Raw genomic sequence first — 18079 nt, forward strand, 5'->3', positions numbered from 1 at the left:
GGCGCGTACCCACACCCGCAGCGTCTCGCGGCTGACCCCCAGATCCCGCGCGATCGACGTGATCGTCCGATCCGGCCTCGACAGCACCAGCGCCACCGCGTCGGCCTTGAACTCGGGCGGGTAGTTCTTCATCACCATCAGGGACATCTCTTCCCCTGGACCTCAAGATCCAGTCTCCAAGGTGTCTACGTTCAAGGGGAAAGACCCGATTCCATTGATCGGCAGTCCGGCCGGGCCGCAAGCCCGTGCAGCTCGGCATTGAGCACGGCGGCCAGGCGTGCGCCGAACTGCACCTGCGCCTGCTTCAGCTCGCGCGGCCGGGAGCCGGGCGGGCCACTTCGGCGTCTTACTCGGCCGGGCAGGCCGCCCCATCCCGTGCTGCATCTGCGGTGAGGGGATCCGGCCATAGACAGGTCCGGGCACCGTGACGATTACGCGGTGCCCGGCCGTCTCCCTTCCGGACCCGGGACGTTGACGGCGGCTTTCGACGCCCGCCACAACGGCCCCCGCGGCACCAGATCGCTCGGCCTGCACTACGTGGATGATCCGGCCTCGGGGGCGGACCACCCGTAGGGCGTCGGCGGTGGTGTTCATGCCGGCGAAGTCGATGACCACGTCCAGTTCGTGACGGGCGAAGCTGTCGAGGGTGGACGCGCAGGCGGCGACTCCTTGGGCGGCGGCGATCGGGTTGAGCTGCTGCTTGGGTTCGGCGGCGTAGACGGCGGCGCCGGTCGAGGCGGCCAGGACGAACGCTGTTTCATCGGAGATCGCCGCGGGTGCGAAGCGAAGGCAGGGCAGCGAGAGATGACAGGTTGTTTCCGCAAGGCTGCGTTGCGTAGCTGATACTTGGTGGGTGAGCACAGCAGAGAGCGCCTCCCTCGCTGCGGCGATCGGGGCTGCGGAGGAGGTCGGCTCCACCACCGAGCTGGGCATGGTGATCTTGCGGTGGATAGGGCGTGTGATACCGCACGAGGGATACATGCTCGCCGCGGTGGACCCGGTCACCGGCGCTGGCTGCTTCCTGGCAAGGCAGCACGGCTACAGCCGAGCAGCCGCCCGCCGGCTGACTCTGGGCGACCACCTGGATGGCGATCACCCCTTCGCCTTCGAGCAGTTGGTCGAGGGTCCAGGGCGGGTGGGTGTCCTCAACACCGACGCTCCCGGCCCGCGCCGCAACGCCGCGATGCGCGCGGTGATGGCCGGCCAGGGTGTCGGTAGCGAGCTGCGTGTCGCGGCCACCGCCAGCTCAACGCAGCGCTCTATCGCGTGGTCATCGTCCGCATGCGCTTCCACCAGCCCACCATCGACTATGTCGCTCGGCGCACCGCCGACGGCAAGACCAAACAAGAGATCATCCGCTGCCTCAAACGCTACCTGGCCCGCGAGATCTTCCAGGCCGTCAAGGCCCGTCCACGCCCAACTACGACGACTTGACGAACTATAGGAGCGTCAACGCGATGGCCGAGTCGTTCTTCTCCGCGCTCAAGAACGAATGGCTGCACCGCTTCGTCTTCACCACCCGAGCCAAGGCGAAACGGCAATCATCCGCTACATCGAAGGGTTCTCCAACCACCGGCGCCTGCACTCAGCGCTCGGCTACCGACCACTCCTGGAAGTACTCAACGAGTCCCTTTCAACCCAAACAGCCGCATAGGCTACGCCCACAAGACGGCTGTCCGGAATCACCGTGGCACCTCATTTCGAGCGGGACACGGCCTGCGCGGCGCTCTCGGCCGTCTCCTCCTCCTGGGCCCGTTCCCAGGCGAACAGACGGACCAGGTCGCGCAGCCCGTACCACGGCTGGCTCCCTGCGTCCTGGTCGAGCGGCTGAACGAGCTGCGCGTCCACCAACTGTTCGCACACCCGTGCTGCGGCCGGAAGCGGGGTGTCGGTCAGGGCGGCCACCGTCCAGGCGTCGAACCCGGCGGGCAGATCGAGCAGCCCCAGGCGGCGGAAGGCCAGCTTCGCCGACGGGGAGAGGCCACGGTAACTCAGGGCGAAGGTGCCGCGCACTCCCACCTCGTCCTGGGTCAGCTCGTCCAGCCGGCCCTGCTCACTCTCCAGCCGGCCGGCCATGCGCTCAACGGTCCAGGTGCTTCTCGACATCAGTTTGGCCGCCACGATACGCAGCGGCAGCGGCATCCTGTCGCACAGCGCGCCGATCCGGCGGGCGGCGAGTCGTTCCCGCTCGATGCGCTCGTGCCCCACCATGCACGCCAGCAGTTCCTCCGCCTCGGTAGTGCTGAGGACGCCCACGGCCATGGATGAGGCGCCGTCCAGCGCGACCAGCCCGCCGAGCGGTGAGCGGGAGGTCACTACGACACAGCACGAGCGCGCGCCGGGTAGCAGCGGACGTACCTGTGCCGTCGAGGCCGCGTTGTCCAGGACGATGAGCACGCGGCGGTCCTGAAGAAGGCTCCTGAACAGTGCCGTGCGCTCGTCGAGCCCTGGCGGGACCTGTTCGCCCGGCGCCCCCAGCGCTCTGAGGAACCTGGCCAGCACCGCCTCGGGACGCAACGGCGGAGCCTGCCCGTCGTGCCCCCGCAGGTTGACGAAGAGCTGCCCGTCGGGGAAACGGTGCGCTACCTGGTGCGCCCACCACACGGCCAGGCCGGACTTGCCAACTCCGGCTGTTCCATACAGGACGCACATCGGCACCTGCCGGTCCGCGTCGTCGCGGTCCAGCAGCGCGTCGAGCAGCTTCAGCTCCGCGCGCCGTCCGACGAATGAGGAGACCGGTGGAGGGAGCTGGGCCGGCCGGGTCCTTACGCCGGCCTGCCGCACCGTGGCATCGTCGCGCAGGATCGCGCGGTGCGTCTCGCGCAGCGCCTGTCCTGGCTCCAGGCCCAGTTCTTCCACCAGTACGGCCCGGCCCTGCTCATAGACCTCCAGTGCCGCCGCCTGCCGGCCCGACCGGTGCAGTGCCACCATGAAGAGCGCGCGGGCGCGCTCGCGCAGCGGGTGCTCCTCCACCAGCGGGCCCAGCTCTCTGGCCGCGTCCTGGTGCCTGCCGAGCTGGAGCTCGTTGTCGGCCCAGTCCTCCAGTGTCGTCAGCCGCAGTTCCTCCCAGTGCTCGGCGGCGGCCCGCAGCCCGGGGCCGTCGATGCCGGCCAGCACGCGGCCGCGCCACAGATCGAGCGCGCCGCGCATCAACGCGGCCGCCTGCTGAGGTGGTGCCTGGCGAGCCAGCGCCAGATCGGCCTCCACCTGCCGTGCGTCCAGGTGCGGCGCCCGCAACCGGTAACCGGCTCCGACCGTCTCGATGAGCCCGGGTTCGGCGCCCGCTGCGTGCAGCGCCCGGCGCAGCACCGACACCGCGATTATCACCTGGTTACGCACGGACGGCGGCGGATCCTGGCCCCACACCTGGTCCACGAGCCGCTCGGCCGGCACGATACGGCTCTCGGCCAGCAGTAGCGCCGCCAGCGTCCCGCGCGCCCGCGGACCGCCGAGATGTATCACGCGCCCGCCGACCGTCACCTCCAGTGGCCCCAGGATGCTGAAGCACACCTCTTGCGGTCCCGCCTGCCCGTGCGTGTCGTTCCCCGATGTCGTGCTCACCCGGACCACTTTCGGGACCGGGCAATTGTCTGCCAAGCCCGTTCCGCCCCTGCTGACAAATCGAGCAACCCAGTATCAGACAGGTACGATCTCTGCTCAGTCCTCGTGCACGCGCGGGTCGCCCTGGTCAGGAGGCCGGGCAGAAGTCAGGGAGCGGGATGGGACGGCGCGAACGACCGCTGGATCCGACGGCGGGACCTGTGGCGCGCTTCGCCCAGGAACTGCGCAAGCTACGCCAGGCGGCCGGCAGCCCCACCTACCGCGTCATGGCCGTACAGGCCCGCTACTCCGCCGCGACACTCGCGCAAGCCGCCGCCGGAGATCGGTTGCCCTCGCTGGCCGTCACCGTGGCCTACGTCCAGGCGTGCGGCGGCGATCTCGAGCGCTGGCGGCGCCGCTGGGACGAGATCAGTCGCGAGGCCCTTGAGCTCGCGGCCGCCGGCCGCGATGACGGTCAGGCCCCGTACCTGGGGTTGGCGCGCTTCGAGGAAGGCGACCATGACCGCTTCTTCGGCCGTGACGCGTTGGCCGGTCGGCTGGCCGCGCTTGTCCGCGCGCACCGCCTGGTCCTGCTGGCCGGTCCCTCGGGCAGCGGAAAATCCTCCCTGGTGCGCGCGGGTTTGATCCCCCGGTTGCGAACGCTGGAGGATCGGCCGGCCCGGTCGATCCGGGTGGTGACTCCGGGCGCGGAGCCGAACCGCGTCCGCCTCGATCCGGCCGACGATGTGATCATCATCGATCAGTTCGAGGAGCTGTTCACCCTGTGCGCCGATACGGCGGAGCGAGGTGCCTTCATCGAGGCGCTCCTGGCCGTTGCGCGGAGCGATGGCGGCACCCGGGTGGTGATCGCCGTGCGGGCCGACTTCTTCGGCCACTGCGCCGGGCACCGCGCTCTGGCCGAGGCCGTGCAGGAATCGACGCTGCTGGTCGGGCCGATGAGCGCGGCTGAACTACGCGAGGCGATCGTCAAACCCGCGGCCACCGCGGGTCTGATCGTCGAACGCGCGCTGACCGCTCGCATCATCGACGAGGTCGACGGCGAGCCCGGCGGATTGCCGCTGATGTCCCACGCACTGCTGGAGACGTGGCGCCGCCGCAGCGGCAAGGCCCTGACCATCGCGGCGTACGAGTCGACCGGCGGCATCCACGCCGCCATCGCCCGCACCTGCGAAGCCTGCTACGCCGAACTCACCCCGCAACAACGGGAGCAACTGCCCCACCTGCTGTTACGCCTGGTCGAGCCCGGCCATGACACGCCCGACACCCGCCGCCCGGTCGGCCGCACCGAACTGCCGGGCGATGGCGATACCCGGTTCCTGCTGGAAGGGCTGGCCGCAGCCAGACTGATCACTCTCGAAGAGGACACGGTCGAACTGGCCCACGAGGCGCTGCTCACCGCCTGGCCCCGGTTGCGCGACTGGATCGAGGCGGGCCGCGAGCGGATCCGGCTGCAGCGCCGCCTGACCGAGGCGGCCTCCGCCTGGCGGGACCACAACCGCGACCCGGGCGGCCTCTATCGCGGGGTGCGCCTCTCGGCTGCCTCGGAGCAGTTCGAGGTCCCGGACGAGCCCTCGAAGGGCTGGGGCCGGCTTTCCCGCGAGCAGCCGCGGACGCTTTCGACCGAGCTCAGCGCGCTGGAACGCGAATTCCTCGCCGCCAGCGTCGCCGCCAGGGAGGGGGAGCGGCGCTCCCGCACGCGACGGACGGCCGCGATCTCGGGGCTGCTGGTCCTGACGCTGGTGGCGGCTCTCCTGGCCTGGCAGCAGAACCTGACCGGCCAGACCCGCCAGCGCGAGGCCGATGCCCGCCGCGCCGCCGCTATCGCCGACAACCTGCGCGATACGGACCCGGTCACGGCGATGCGCCTCAGCCTGGCCGCCTGGCAGGTGGCCGACCTGCCCGAGACCCGCTCGGCCCTGCTCGCGGCCGGCGCACAGCGTCCCCAGGACGTCTTCACCGACCCTGACGGCGACCCCACGACCATGCGTTACCTCAGCACCGACGGCCGCACCATGGTCAGTGTCGGCGCGGGCCAGGTCTCTGCCTGGGACCTGGACACCCACCGCAGGACGGCGCTCCTTCCGGGCCTGGGCGCCGACCATAAAGAGGTGGGAGTGAGAAAGGGCGACGCGTGGACACTCCCCATGCTCACACAGGACGGAGCGGTGGCGTCGTGGGATCTGGCCGCCGGCCGCCGGGACGAGAGGGAGCTGGGCCGTGCGAACAGCGGGTTCGAGATGGGGATGAGCGGCCGCAGCGTCATCGGCTACAACGCCGACGACTCCACGTACCGGATCCTGGTGTGGGACCTCGCCCGGCGGCGCAAGCTCTATGAGGCGAGCATCCGCCGCAAGGCCCCCTCGGGGCCGTTGCAGGCGACGTGGGAGGCCGGGCCCGGCATGGTGCGCAGCAATGCCGACAGACGGGTGTTCAACGATCCGGGTTTTCCTGATGCGACGCTCAGTCCGGACGACCGGTACCTGGCGCTGTGCGTTCCAGGGCAGCGACCGCAGGTGTGGGACGTGCGGGCGGGCCGAAGACTGGACACCTCCTGGGCACCGGTCGTGACCCGGCGGCAGTGCCAGTACGAGTTGGTGCGCTTCACGCCCGACAGCCGGCGCCTGGCGATCGTCACCGACGAGGCGATCCGCTTGTGGGACCTCACCTCCGGAGCGGAGGTGGCCACCATTCCCCATGAGAACGTCAAAGAGATCGGGTTCAGCGCGGACGGGACCTTCCTGGCCGCCTCCGACGGGATCGACCTCCTGATGTGGCGGGTCTCATGGTCTGACGAGCCCGTGTTCCGCCATTCCCTCATGGGCGAGCAGGTCTCCGACCTCCGCGTCGATCCGCGGGGGAACCGGATCCGCTATCTGGGCGGCTCCGGCCGTACCTGGCCGGCCACCGTACGCACCCTCGATCTGGGTTCCGTCGTCGCCTCCGCGTGGCAGGACGCCGTCGTGCACAGGGCCGTGTTCAGTCCTGACGGTGCGATGCTGGCGCTCGCATACCCACAGCGGGACCCGGGGAACGTACTGTTCCGTCTGCACCGGCCACTGTCCGGCGGGCCGCCCGCTGACCTGCCGAAGGTTGCCTGCCCGCACCGCTCGGACGTGCCGAGCTGTTCAGTCCTGCTCGCCTTCGCCTCCGACGGTGGGACGCTGGCCTTCGGCAGCTCACAGGACCAACGGGAGGGGCCGACCCAGGTATCCCTGTGGGACGTGGCCGCCGGGCGCACGACAGACACGCTTCGGCTGAAAACGTGGCCGCAGGCCGGGGCGATCGCGTTCGCGCCGGATGACACGTCGTTGCTGGTCGCCCCGATCCCCGAGATCGGGACGGCCGAGGTATGGGATCTGCGCAGGCATGCCATCACCAAGACGCTGGCCGACGTCACCGGGCACCGAATCTCCGTCCATCCCGGCCGGCCGGTCGTGGTCACGTCGATGGGCGACGTGGTGGATCTGCGATCGGCCGCGAAGAACCCGTCCTCGACCGGTCCTGGCCCCACCCAGGCGGATGCCTTCAGCTCCGGCGGCGGCTATTTCGCCACGGGCGACAGCTCGGGTAAGACCGTCCTGTGGGACGGTGCCGTGCGGCGCCGCATCGGTGAGCTCGGCACCTTCGCCACGGGCGGCTTGAATCTGCGCAGGGCCGTCAGCGCGCTGGCGTTCTCCCGTGACGAGTCCGTGCTGGCGGTCGGCACCGCCGGCGGCGTACTCCAACTGTGGGACGTCGCCTCCCGCCAGCCGATCGGAGGGCCCCTGCCAACCCCCGGCGACGGCATCATCGCCCTGTCCTTCAGCGCCGACGGCAACACCCTGTACGCCGCCGGTCAGCACGTGCCCGTCCAGCGCTACGACCTCGCCCCGGCCACCACAGCGGCGACCGTGTGCCGTCGCGCCGGCGGCGCTCTGCCGGAGGCGGCGTGGCAGACCTACTTTCCGCGGCTTCCGTACCAGCAGACGTGCGGGCCGGGTTCCGGGCCCGCGTCGCGGTGAGAGCGCCCAAGAGCCGGGTGAGGAGTCAGGGCCGAGGGCGCCTCACCCGGCGCGGCGCCACATAGCCGTCTCATATCGAGGTCATAGAGCGGCTTCGTACTGTCCTTCCACGCGGCACGGCGGTTCGAGAGCCGTGCGGAGTTCGGAAGGCGGAACACCATGTTCGACGTGACGGTTTGGGATCTCTCAGTCGACGACCTCGATGAGGACGTCTTCTTCAGCCCGATGGCACATGCCGACCCCCCTGGGGGCGGCGGCGGTTACTGCGGCTCTGCCAGCGACAGTTGCTCCCACAGCTGCTGTTGAGGGTTATCCACTCATGACGGCCCCGGCGGGGTTGGAGATCGAATGACCAGGAATTCCATCAGCAGTCTCGTCTCACCCGCCGGGATTGTCTCGTCCATACAGAGCCGTCGGCACCCGAGGTGGCCGGAACGGCTGCAGGCGTCCATCGCCTCGGCCGGCATCCACCTGCCGGGGGCCGCGCACCCTCGCAACCAGGTCGTCACCAGCGGTGGAGCAGCGTGGGACGACGTGGCACACACCCATCTCCTGGCCACCGCCGAAGGCGCGGAACGTTACGCCGCGGCGGACCTCTTGGGCGAGGAGCGCATCTGGGCGACCGCACGCGAACTGGAGGGCGCGTGCCTTGAGCCCGAACGCTACCCGCGATGCTCCGCGAGAGAGTACGCGAGGCCGGAATGCCCTGTGGTGCCGTTTGATCCCGAAGCGAGGATCCGATGGGCGCGGGGCCTCGATCTCGTGTCACAGGAGGAGATCTGGCTGCCTGCCGTCATGGCCTGCTACGGCTTGGCCGACGTGCGACCGGAGGAGAGGTTCGTCTACCGGATCTCCACCGGGTTCGCGGTGCACACCGACCCCGTGGAGGCGACCGTCCGGGGCATCTTCGAGGTCATCGAACGGGACATGATCGCCACGACGTGGCTGCAGCAACTGCCGCTTCCGCTGCTGGACCCCGGCCTGCTCTCAGATGAGGACCGCCAGCTCATCGCATGGTGCCGGGACAGATTCATCGGTACACACCTGTTCGACGCGACCTCGGATCTCGGCGTGCCGACGGTGTACTGCCTGCTGACCGCCGACCACGACATGTCAGGCTGCCGCTCGCTGGGTGCGTCCACCGGTCGCACGCTCGGGCAGGCGGCCCAGGGCGCTCTGCTCGAAGGGTTCCTGGCGAAGGACATGCTTCGCTACGCGAAGAACGTGCCCGAGATCACCCGGTTCTCGGAGGTGACGGACGGAACGCGCTACATGGCGGTCGCCGAACGGGCACGCGCGTTCGACTTCCTGCTGGAGCGGCCCCGTACCGCTACCGCCCTGCACTCCTCGTTGCCGCAGGATCCCAGCCAGGCCCTCGCTCACCTGACAGGGATACTCGCCACCGCCGGTGCGCGCCCCGTCGTGGTCGATCGAACCCCTTCCGAACTGGCCGATGTCGGACTGTACGCAGTGAATGTCGTGATCCCCGATCTACAGCCGATGAGCTTGCAGCCGTTCGCCCAGTTCAAGGGCCATCCACGCCTCTACGAGGCGCCGCAGCGGATGGGATATCGAGTGCTCAGTGAAAGGGAACTGAATCCGTGGCCACAACCGTTCGGCTGATCCGGCCGGCCAGCGTCGGGGTCGGGCCCTTCGGAGAGCGCGTCGCCGACATCCTGTCGTCGCAGTTCGAGCACGGCCGCATGGCGCGGGACGTGGCAAGCGCCTTCTCCTCCAACGTGGACGCCGTGGTGCTGAGCCTCTGGCGGCCCTGGCCCGCCTTGTGTGAGACGGCAGACCGGAGCGCGTACGAGAGGGGGATCCCCTGGCTGCCCGTAGTGGTGGAGCATCCGTACGCGATCATCGGCCCGTGGATCGCCCCGCCTGCGGGGCCCTGTTTTGCGTGCTACAGCAGGCGTCGCGACCAGCACGACGAGGACTGGCAGGCCACCAGGGCGATGCGTGCCGCTTATGACGAGGATCCGGAGTGCGGACCCGCCGGATTCCTGCCGCAGCACGCGCGGCTGGTGGCGGGGATAGCCGCGCGCTCCGTCAGCCGGAAGCAGGCAGGCGTGGTGACCGCGATCTCCCTGCGCACGCACGTCATGACCACGTACCCCATCGTGCCCATTCACGGCTGTCCTCGTTGCGGGCGGGAGACCCGCCGGCCAGGCCTGCGGCAGTTGCTACGACTGGATGAGAAGGAGCGCGCCGATGCAGGCTGAGCACCCGCGGCTGTGTCAGGGGCTCGTGCTGGTTCCGGCCCCCGGCGGCTTTCTGATCGCCGGAGGGCCGCGGCGACATTTCTTCCGGGGTGAGGTGGCGGCGAAGGTGCTGCCCCGCTTGCTGTCGTCGCTGAACGGCACGCGCGATGAGGCGAGCATCGCCCGCGAGCTCGGCCTCGACCAGCGCCGCGTGGCGCAGGTCGTGGCGCTGCTGAGGGCCCGGGGGCTGCTGGAATCCGGCACTCCGGCGGCCTCGCAGAGCGAGCAGGTGGCACTCTACTCATCGCGGAACACTGGCGCCCACGCCTTGGCCACAGCTTCGGTCCATGTCGTGGGCGACGAGCCCGTAGCCCGACGAGTGGTAGAGGATTTGCGCACATGTGGCGTGGGTTCGGTCGCGACCAGCCGAGCAGCGCCAGAAGGCGCTGACGCGGACCGCCTGCTTCTGGCTGATCGCTCGCTGGTCGTCGTGCTGGACAGCGTGACGGACCCGGGATCGCTGGACAAGGTCGTCGGCTGGTGTTCCGCACGCGGCGTCACCGCTCTCCGCCTGGCCCTGACCAGCGGGCACATCGAGGTCGGGCCCTGCTTCCAGCCTTACGCGCTGGCTTGCGTGGATTGCCTTCGGCGCGGGCTGGAGGACGCGGCCTGGGATGCCGCGCCCGCCACAGGTGAAGACCAGGTGGAGATGCTGGCGGGACTCGCGGCAGCCGAGGCGTTCGCCATCGTCGCCGGGCTTCCTGACATGCGGGCGGCCCACCTACTGACGCGTATCGCGATCGACGGCTGGAGCGTCGAGGACGTTCTGGTGGCCCCGTACCCGGACTGTCCGGCCTGCTGGCCCGGGCAGGCCCCGCTGGATGAGGACACCTTCATGGCCGAGATCTACGAGTGGAGCGAGCGCCCTGGCCGGCTGTGGGAGGGGGTGGAAGGCCGGGCTCTGGAGGAGAAGAGGCTGGAGGAGCTGAAGGTGGCGCGATCCGACTTCTCCTCGCACCCTCGCGTACGACTCGCCAGCGTGACGGCTGTGGAGGGGCTCGGCACCCTGGCGGCCGTCGCGCGCCAGGTGGCGGGGCTGCGCGCAGACCCGGATGCGCTGGCCATGCAGCGGTGGGCTCCCACCGGGGGGAACCTGGCCTCGGTCGAGCTCTACCTGATCACCGAGGCCGGGATGCCCGGCCTGCCAGGTACGATCTTCTGGTACGCCGACCTCCAGGACGAGTTCGTCGCCGTCAGACCGGACCCTTATCCGTTGTCCGGACTGCTGGCCGGAACCGATCTGGACACCGACCGGCTGACCGCCGCCTTCGTACTCGTCGGGGCCGTGGGCCGCATCGCGGGGAAGTATCGGACCTTCAGTCTCCGCGTAAGCCATCTCGACGCGGGCTGCGCCACGACCCAGCTCACCACCGTGGCCCGCAGTCTGGGCCTTTCCGTCACGTTCGCGTCCACCTGGGACGCGAGCCTGCCCGAACTGCTGGGGCTGACCGAAGACGATGCCATGGTGACCGCTGTCGCCGGGATCACCCTGGCTGAGGGAGGTGCATGATGCCCCTGCTGCCCCTCAAGGGGCCGAGCAGCGCCGTCGCGGCCATGTCTCGACGTCGCGAGCCGCCGCGCGGAACGACTTCCACCGAACGGGCCGAGGGCCTGGCGGAGCAGTACCCGAGTGCCGTCCTGGCGGGCAGGCGTTCTGTGCGGCACTTCAGCGGCCGGGCAGTACCGGTGGAAGAGCTGGCCCGGGTGCTGGCCACGGCGCACGCGGCGCAGCACCGCCAGTGGCCGGCCGCCGACCACGGCGATCCCGGGCTCGCCCTCGTCGTGGCCGCACACCAGGTCGACGAACTGTCCAGCGCCCTCCAGCTCTGGCGCCCGGAGACGGCGGCATTCGATTCGTGCGGCACTCCCAAGTGGCTGTGGCGGATGCCCGCCTGGTACGCAGCCGCGCCGGCGCTGATCCTGATCTGCGGGTCGATCGGCCGCACCGATGGCATCTCCTACAGCCAACTCCTGGTCCAGGCCGGCGCCCTTGGACACGAGATCTGGTTGGCAGCCAGGTCACGTGGCCTGGAATGCTCCGTCTACGGTCAGGCGGTACACGAGCTGTCGGACGTCCTGACGCCCGGCAGCCGCCACCTCTTCACTGTCGCGCTGGGCTATGCGGTCGAAGGATGAGACAGGCCGCTCACCGCTCGATGGATACGTGGGCCACCATCCGGGTGATGACGCCGTACTTCCGGCCCTACCGGAAGCACGTCGTCTGCTCGCTGATGCTGGTCCTCCTCGAATGCGGCTTCGGGGTGGCCAACCCGCTGATCCTGCAGCGGATCATCGACCAGGCGCTGCCGACGCGGGACTTCGACTCCCTCGTGATCCTCTGCGGGTCGATGGTCATCATCGGGCTGGTCGGGAGCGCCATCGCCGTCGGGGAGGCGGCGCTGACCAACTGGATCGGCCAGCGCGTCGTCACCGACATGCGGGTGCAGGTGTACGACCGGGCACGAGCGCAGCCGCTGCCGTTCTATACCGAGCAGGGAGCCGCGGAAATCCAGACGCGGCTGGTCAGCGACATCGACGGTGTGGACCGGCTGCTCACCAATACAGCGCAGAGTGTCCTCGCCTCGATCGCGAGCCTCGCCGTCGCCGTTACGGCGATGCTGATCATCAGCTGGCCGCTGGCCCTCTCCTCGTTCGCCATCGCCTTGGCGCTGTCCTCGCTGAACAGGCGATTCGCGACGCAACGCAGGGCGCTGGCCAAGATGCGCCAGCAACACGTCACTACCTTGATGCGCCACGTCGGCGAGGACCTATCGCTGGCCGGGATCGTGTTGGGCCGTACGCTGGGACGTACGGGAAAGCAGCTCGAGCGATTCACCGCCATCAGCGAGCGCTTGCGGGACGTCACCGTCGAACAGCGGGTGGCGGGGGCGACCGCCAGGACATTCATCTTCGCCGCCTATGCCTGTGTGCCGCCGATCATCTACTTCCTGGCCGGGACCGTCATCCCTGGTCTGTCCGTCGGTGCGGTGGTGGTCCTGGTGATCCTGCAGATGCGGCTCGCCGGACCGGTCCAGAGCCTGTTGCTGCTCAGCGGCACCTTGCAGGCATCGGTCGCCATGTTCGAGAGAATCACGGACTACTTGGGGCTGGACAAGGAAGCCATCGAGTCCACTCCGGTCACGACCGAGGCAATGCCGCGGATTCACCTGCGCGGACTCTCCTACAGCTATCCCGGATCGAAATCGCCGGCACTGGCCGGGGTCGATCTGGACCTACCTGCCAGGTCCGTCACGGTCATGGTAGGAAGCAGCGGCTCGGGCAAGAGCACCCTGGGTCTCGTCCTCGCGGGCCTGCTCCGGCCGGATGATGGGACGATTCGTCTCTCGGGACGTAACGCCGACCCCGCCGAGTTGCGCGACGCCGTCACCCTCGTGCCGCAGCACACGCTCATGCTGCACGGCACCGTCGGCGACAATCTGCGGTTCGCCAGTGAGGACATCACGGACGAGCAGATGGAGCGGGCGCTTACCGCAGTGCACCTCGGCCACCTGGCAGCCCGGGTACGGCTTGGGCTTGACACGACCATTGGCGAGGACGGTCACCAGCTGTCCGGCGGCGAACGCCAGCGCCTCGCGCTCCTGCGCGCGCTCCTCGTGCCGGGCCACGTCGTCGTGCTCGACGAAGCCGCCAGCGCCCTCGACAACCTCACCGCGGAACACGTCCACGACCTGGTACGCCGTCACTGCCGTAACAGGATTCTGGTGATCATCGCGCACCGGATCCCCAAACTCGGCCCCTTCGACCGCGTCGTTGTGCTGGAGCACGGGCAGATCCGGGAGATGGGGACCCATGGCGAACTCGTCGCCAGAGGTGGGGCCTATACCAGGCTGCTGGCGGCCCAGTGATCACTCCCGCGCCCATGCCTGCAGTCCTCGCACGGCGTCCACGACAACGTGGGAGCACGAAGACCGCCTGATCGCTCTCGCTACAGCGAAGGCAGTGACGACGGCGGCAGGAGCCCATATCGAAGTCATAGGGAAGTCGTAGCGCCCAGCCCTACCGTGACGTCCAGCCAACACGAAAGGGCATTTCCATGAGCGCAGATGTACTCGCACTGCAGCGGCTGGGCGCGAGCCGGGCGGCGCTTCACGACGCCGACGGCAACAAGGACATCACCTACCTCAGCGGCTGGGAGACGAGAGGTAACTGCATGTCCAGCTCCGCAGCGTGCTGCAACGTCTCGGTCTCGAACTTCGTGTACGAGGGTGAGCACCACGAGCAGCGTTACGGCGCCCGGATCACCACGCTGACGGTCTGACCACAGAAGACGAACCGGGCGGCTGCTCGCTCCGGCGCCGCCCGGTCGGTATCCGCCACTCCCCCGTACACCCGGTAGGAACAGAGCAGGGAATGACCACGCAGATTGAGCCTCCGCCCGAGTTCTCGGCACCGGACATGTTCCCCACGACCGGCGAATACCGCGACCTCGTGGCCGGCATCGTGGGAACAGGCTGGCGGATAAGCCCTGAGGGGCCCTGGTACATGTGTCAGGAGCCCGCGGCTCCGATCATCGAACAGGGCTGGAAGATCCACGTCTCCAGCATCCCGCAGCACGCCACACAGGTCCTGGACGTCGTCGCCCGACACTGCGCCGAGCACGGCATCGCGTTCAAGTTCGCCCTGGACCCGATGATCCTCACGCTCATGAACGGGAAGCATTGGCCGCGCGGCGGCGCGGGCAAGTTCGTCACGATCTATCCTGCGGGCACCGACCAGTTCAAGCAGATCCTCGCCGACCTCTACTCCCGCACCTCGGGGGTTCGCGGCCCATACATCCTCTCCGACCGGCGCTATCGCGACAGCCGCTGCCTCTATTACCGCTACGGCGGAATCAGCCCCAACAAGAAGGCCGGTCGTGGGGGAACGGTGACCCACGTCCTGCGCGCGCCGGACGGCGGCGACTACGTCGACGAGCGCAATCCGTACTACGCCGCGCCGCCCTGGGTGAGCGACCCGTTCGGTGCCGAGGCCGGAGAGACCAGCACTCCCGGCGAGATCGCTCTCCATGGCGGCCGGTACGTGGTCACCCATGCACTGTCGCATTCCGCGCGCGGTGGCACGTACCTGGCGCGCGACTCGGGCACCGGCGAGCTTGTCGTGGTGAAGGAGGCGCGTCCCGACACCGAGTGGATCGACGGGGTGGGTGACGCGGTCGCCCAGCTCAAGGCCGAGGCTCGAGCGTTGCGCGCGATCAGCGCCAGCGGGAGGACTCCACGGTATCTTGCTGAGTTCTCCGAATGGGAGAACTACTACCTGGCCGAGACCTTCGCCGAGGGCCGCCCGCTGGCTTCGCTCGGCGCCTGGCACCTGGCGCCCTACCTCCTTCGCCGGCCCGGCCAGGCGGACCGGCAGGCGTACGCGCAGCAAACCGCGCGGCTGTGGCAGGCCACGCTCGACGCCATGGAACGCATCCATGACCTCGGCTACGTCGTCGGCGACGTGTCGCCATTCAACATCATCGCCAGTGAGGACCTCGACGTGGTCCACTTCATCGATCTGGAAGGTGCGGTGCCGATCGGTGCGCGGTCCTCCCCGCTCACGACCCCCGGGTTCGCGGTCGAGGACGGCAGAGGGAGCGGCCCCGCCGACGTCGCCGACGACTACTACGGCCTGGCGGCGACGTTGCTCAGCCGCCTGATGCCGACCGCCCAGCTCGTCAACTGGGCTCCCGAGACGTACAGGCGATTGGTCTCCTGCGCGGCCGGTCAAGCGGGGGTGCGGTCCTCGACGGAAGAGTTGATCTCGATCGTCACCGGACGGTCCCGCCCGAGCACGGGCCAGGTTGAGCGGATGAAGGCCGGCATCCGGGGTCTGCGCCCGGACGCCGGCGAGCCTGCGCGGTTCGCTCTGGATCAGCAGTTGGACCTGCGCGAGTTCCGGCAGAGGCTGGAGCAGGGCGTCGTCGCATCGCTGCGCTATCCGCAGCGCGGCAAGATCCCGGTCGCCCCCTCCGGACGCCAAGTGTTCAGCATGAACCGCTACTGCGCCGGCTACGGGGCGGCGGGCATCGCCCGAGCCTTACGTCAAGGCCCGGACGGCGAGCTCACCCAATGGCTGGGCGGGCAGCGCGTGGAGGAGCAGGTCTCCTCCCCCGGCCTCTACACCGGGCTGGCCGGAATCGCATGGACCCTCCGCGACGAGGGCCTGCCTGAAAGGGCCGCGGAGGTGATGGACGCGGCGCTCGCCCGAGCGGAAGACACGGCGGGTGACGTGAGCCTGTTCGCCGGCTCGGCCGGTCTCGGCCTGGCCTGCTTGCACTTCTTCGGAGCAAGCGGGGACGAGCGGTATCTCCGGCAGGCCCACGTATTCGGTGACGAGGTGCTTCGGGGAGTGAGGGCGCAGACTGTCGACAACGTGAACCCGGGCTTGGCCGGCGGCGTCGCCGGGCTTGCGCTGTTCCTGCTGTACCTGAGCCTGGCCACAGGCGAGCCCGGCTACGCGAAGGCGGGACGGGAAGGGCTGCTGAAGGCCCTCCGCCATGCGCGACCGCTCCGTGCCGGCGACGGACTGCAGATGCGGCTCGACCCGGCCGACGATCCCTTCACCAGGATCGGCCCACATTGGGACTCGGGGTCCGCCGGCGTGGGCACCGCCTGCCTGCGCTACGGCGCCGCGCTCGGGGATGCGGAGATGCTGGCGCATGCCAGAGAGCTGGCACACGGCTGCGAGGATCGCTGGGTCTCCTGGTCCACGCTTGCGACGGGCCTGACCGGCCTCGGAATGTACCTGATGGATTGTGCCCGGTTCATTCCCGCCGAGACCGAGCGGTGGCGAGGAGCAGCCGAGGAGGTGGCGGGCCGGTTGACCCTGTACCGCATCGATCACGGCGGTCACCTCTACATGCCCGGCGAAACCATGCGTACCGTCAGCGCCGATCTTCTGACGGGAGCCTCGGGGGCGCTGATGTTCACCACGGACCTGCTCGAAGGGTCCGAAAATCGGAATTTCCTTCTCGACCACCTCATTCCGGACGCGTCATGACGGTGCCGGAGGTCATACGGCTGGACAACGGCCTACGCGTGGTCCTCGACCCGCACGGTGATGTCGGTGCGGCCGGAGTGACCGTCCTCTACGGCACGGGCGGTCACGACGATCGGCCGGGCTCGCGGGGCCTGGCGCATCTGGTGGAGCACCTGATGTTTCAGGGCTCGGCCAGGTACGGCGCGTTGGCGCACTTCCATTTCGTCCAGGGTGTGGGCGGCGCGGTCAACGCCCAGACCCTGCCGGACTACACCGAGTATTACCAGCAGGTTCCCGCCGATTGCCTGGACGAGTTGCTCACCATGGAGGCCGACAGAATGGCGGGCCTCGCCGTGACCGAGCCCGCGTTCGGCCGCGAGATCGAGGTCATCAAGCAGGAGGTCAGCGCTGGACTCGCCGACTCCATGGCCCGCTTCCCCTGGCGGTGGCTGGCCCCCGTCATGTTCCCCGCGCTCGACGGGCGATCCGAACCGGCAGGGCTCCTGGAGGACTTGGACACCTTGACGCTGGCCCAGGCGCGGGCCTTCTTCACGAAGCATTACGTACCTGGCGCCGCGGTCCTGGCCGTAACCGGCGACTTCGACCCGTCCAGGACAGCGGACCTGATAGCCGGCCTGTTCGGCGTGATCCCCGCAGGCCCGCTGCCCGAGCGCGTCCCGCTGGTGCTCGACCCGCTGAGCCGGCGACATCACACCTTCGCCGAGTTCAGTTCGGTGACGTCCGCGTGCGCGGTCGCGTGGCCGACCCCACCCGAGTTGGGCGGCCGGATGCCGACGGCACTGGCGATCGCGTCCCGGCTGCTGGGGCTGCTGATACCCCAACGGCTCACCGCGGCCGAGATGTACGACGTGCGCTCCCAGGTGAGCCTGGGGGTTCACGGCTTGGGCCAGAACTGCCGCCCTCCGTCCGCGATCACCGCCGCGTTCCACGTCGGCGACCGCGCCGTCATCCCCACGGTCTTGGAACTGGCGGAAGACGCGCTCGCAGAGATGGCACGCGGCAGGGTCGAGCCCGAATCCGTGGAGCGGGCCCGCAGACACGAGCTGATCATGTTCCACCAGGGGCTGGATTCCTATCTGGGCCGCGCCCGCTGGCTGGCCAGTGGTGAGTATCTCAGAGGCGCCGCTGGCAGAGCGTCCTGGGCCGACGAACTGCTCGCGGTGACCCGCGAGGACCTCGCCGCGACAGCCGGCGTCCTACTCGCGGATCGGCCTGTCTCACTCGAACTCGTGCGGGAATGAGGATTCAGCG

General features: G+C 69.3%; 12 protein-coding genes and 1 pseudogene. 11 read left to right on the plus strand and 2 right to left on the minus strand.

The features are described from left to right. Positions 1 to 138, minus strand: a 138-nt coding sequence (locus FAF44_RS35395; protein ID WP_237107737.1) for a transposase, incomplete at its 3' end; no start/stop codon positions are given. A 1128-nt stretch (positions 139 to 1266) separates the two neighbouring features. Here FAF44_RS35395 and FAF44_RS35400 point away from each other — a divergent pair. Together FAF44_RS35400 and FAF44_RS35405 are read left to right on the plus strand one after the other, a co-directional pair. Further along, on the plus strand, positions 1267 to 1434 hold the full coding sequence (locus FAF44_RS35400) for a hypothetical protein (protein WP_237107706.1): 168 nt from the start codon (positions 1267 to 1269) through the stop codon (positions 1432 to 1434). A gap of 17 nt (positions 1435 to 1451) precedes the next feature. Continuing rightward, positions 1452 to 1654: pseudogene (locus FAF44_RS35405) on the plus strand (integrase core domain-containing protein); the annotation flags it as partial. A gap of 41 nt (positions 1655 to 1695) precedes the next feature. Here the strand turns inward: FAF44_RS35405 and FAF44_RS35410 are convergent. After that, the gene (locus FAF44_RS35410; protein ID WP_237107707.1) at positions 1696 to 3561 is read right to left on the minus strand and encodes a BTAD domain-containing putative transcriptional regulator; all 1866 of its coding nucleotides are present in this window, start codon (positions 3559 to 3561) and stop codon (positions 1696 to 1698) included. 158 nt (positions 3562 to 3719) lie between these two features. Here FAF44_RS35410 and FAF44_RS35415 point away from each other — a divergent pair, with 158 nt between their 5' ends. The 9 genes from FAF44_RS35415 to FAF44_RS35455 all read left to right on the plus strand — a co-directional run bounded on the left by FAF44_RS35415 (position 3720) and on the right by FAF44_RS35455 (position 18069). Then, positions 3720 to 7562, plus strand: coding sequence for an NACHT and WD repeat domain-containing protein (locus FAF44_RS35415; protein ID WP_237107708.1), 3843 nt, complete (start codon positions 3720 to 3722; stop codon positions 7560 to 7562). A gap of 348 nt (positions 7563 to 7910) precedes the next feature. Then, on the plus strand, positions 7911 to 9185 hold the full coding sequence (locus FAF44_RS35420; RefSeq protein ID WP_237107709.1) for a YcaO-like family protein: 1275 nt from the start codon (positions 7911 to 7913) through the stop codon (positions 9183 to 9185). Next, on the plus strand, positions 9164 to 9787 hold the full coding sequence (locus FAF44_RS35425) for a TOMM precursor leader peptide-binding protein (protein WP_237107710.1): 624 nt from the start codon (positions 9164 to 9166) through the stop codon (positions 9785 to 9787). The genes FAF44_RS35420 and FAF44_RS35425 overlap by 22 nt, the downstream gene beginning before the upstream one ends. Continuing rightward, positions 9777 to 11336, plus strand: coding sequence for a nitroreductase family protein (locus FAF44_RS35430; protein ID WP_237107711.1), 1560 nt, complete (start codon positions 9777 to 9779; stop codon positions 11334 to 11336). The genes FAF44_RS35425 and FAF44_RS35430 overlap by 11 nt, the downstream gene beginning before the upstream one ends. Continuing rightward, complete coding sequence (locus FAF44_RS35435; RefSeq protein WP_237107712.1) at positions 11333 to 11962, plus strand: nitroreductase family protein; 630 nt, start codon at positions 11333 to 11335, stop codon at positions 11960 to 11962. Before FAF44_RS35430 ends, FAF44_RS35435 begins: the two co-directional genes overlap by 4 nt. A 47-nt stretch (positions 11963 to 12009) precedes the next feature. Continuing rightward, the gene (locus FAF44_RS35440; RefSeq protein ID WP_237107713.1) at positions 12010 to 13692 is read left to right on the plus strand and encodes an ABC transporter ATP-binding protein; all 1683 of its coding nucleotides are present in this window, start codon (positions 12010 to 12012) and stop codon (positions 13690 to 13692) included. Between the two features lie 188 nt (positions 13693 to 13880). Further along, positions 13881 to 14105 carry a hypothetical protein gene (locus tag FAF44_RS35445; protein WP_237107714.1) on the plus strand — a complete coding sequence of 75 codons (225 nt, stop codon included), beginning with the start codon at positions 13881 to 13883 and terminating at the stop codon, positions 14103 to 14105. Between the two features lie 92 nt (positions 14106 to 14197). Continuing rightward, positions 14198 to 16828 carry a class III lanthionine synthetase LanKC gene (gene lanKC, locus FAF44_RS35450; RefSeq protein ID WP_237107715.1) on the plus strand — a complete coding sequence of 877 codons (2631 nt, stop codon included), beginning with the start codon at positions 14198 to 14200 and terminating at the stop codon, positions 16826 to 16828. Further along, positions 16825 to 18069: a pitrilysin family protein gene (locus tag FAF44_RS35455; RefSeq protein ID WP_237107716.1), complete on the plus strand. Its 1245-nt coding sequence runs from the start codon at positions 16825 to 16827 to the stop codon at positions 18067 to 18069. The genes lanKC and FAF44_RS35455 overlap by 4 nt, the downstream gene beginning before the upstream one ends. Positions 18070 to 18079 lie beyond the last annotated feature (10 nt).

It is taken from the genome of Nonomuraea sp. MG754425 (assembly GCF_021699195.1).
Lineage (GTDB): Bacteria > Actinomycetota > Actinomycetes > Streptosporangiales > Streptosporangiaceae > Nonomuraea.

What these genes read in the sequence shown, in the direction of transcription:
- FAF44_RS35430 (WP_237107711.1), top strand. Translation starts at nt 9,777, where the DNA reads ATGCAGGCTGAGCACCCGCGGCTGTGTCAGGGGCTCGTGCTGGTTCCG.
- FAF44_RS35455 (WP_237107716.1), top strand. Translation starts at nt 16,825, where the DNA reads ATGACGGTGCCGGAGGTCATACGGCTGGACAACGGCCTACGCGTGGTC.
- lanKC (WP_237107715.1), top strand. Translation starts at nt 14,198, where the DNA reads ATGACCACGCAGATTGAGCCTCCGCCCGAGTTCTCGGCACCGGACATG.
- FAF44_RS35420 (WP_237107709.1), top strand. Translation starts at nt 7,911, where the DNA reads ATGACCAGGAATTCCATCAGCAGTCTCGTCTCACCCGCCGGGATTGTC.
- FAF44_RS35435 (WP_237107712.1), top strand. Translation starts at nt 11,333, where the DNA reads ATGATGCCCCTGCTGCCCCTCAAGGGGCCGAGCAGCGCCGTCGCGGCC.
- FAF44_RS35440 (WP_237107713.1), top strand. Translation starts at nt 12,010, where the DNA reads ATGACGCCGTACTTCCGGCCCTACCGGAAGCACGTCGTCTGCTCGCTG.
- FAF44_RS35415 (WP_237107708.1), top strand. Translation starts at nt 3,720, where the DNA reads ATGGGACGGCGCGAACGACCGCTGGATCCGACGGCGGGACCTGTGGCG.
- FAF44_RS35445 (WP_237107714.1), top strand. Translation starts at nt 13,881, where the DNA reads ATGAGCGCAGATGTACTCGCACTGCAGCGGCTGGGCGCGAGCCGGGCG.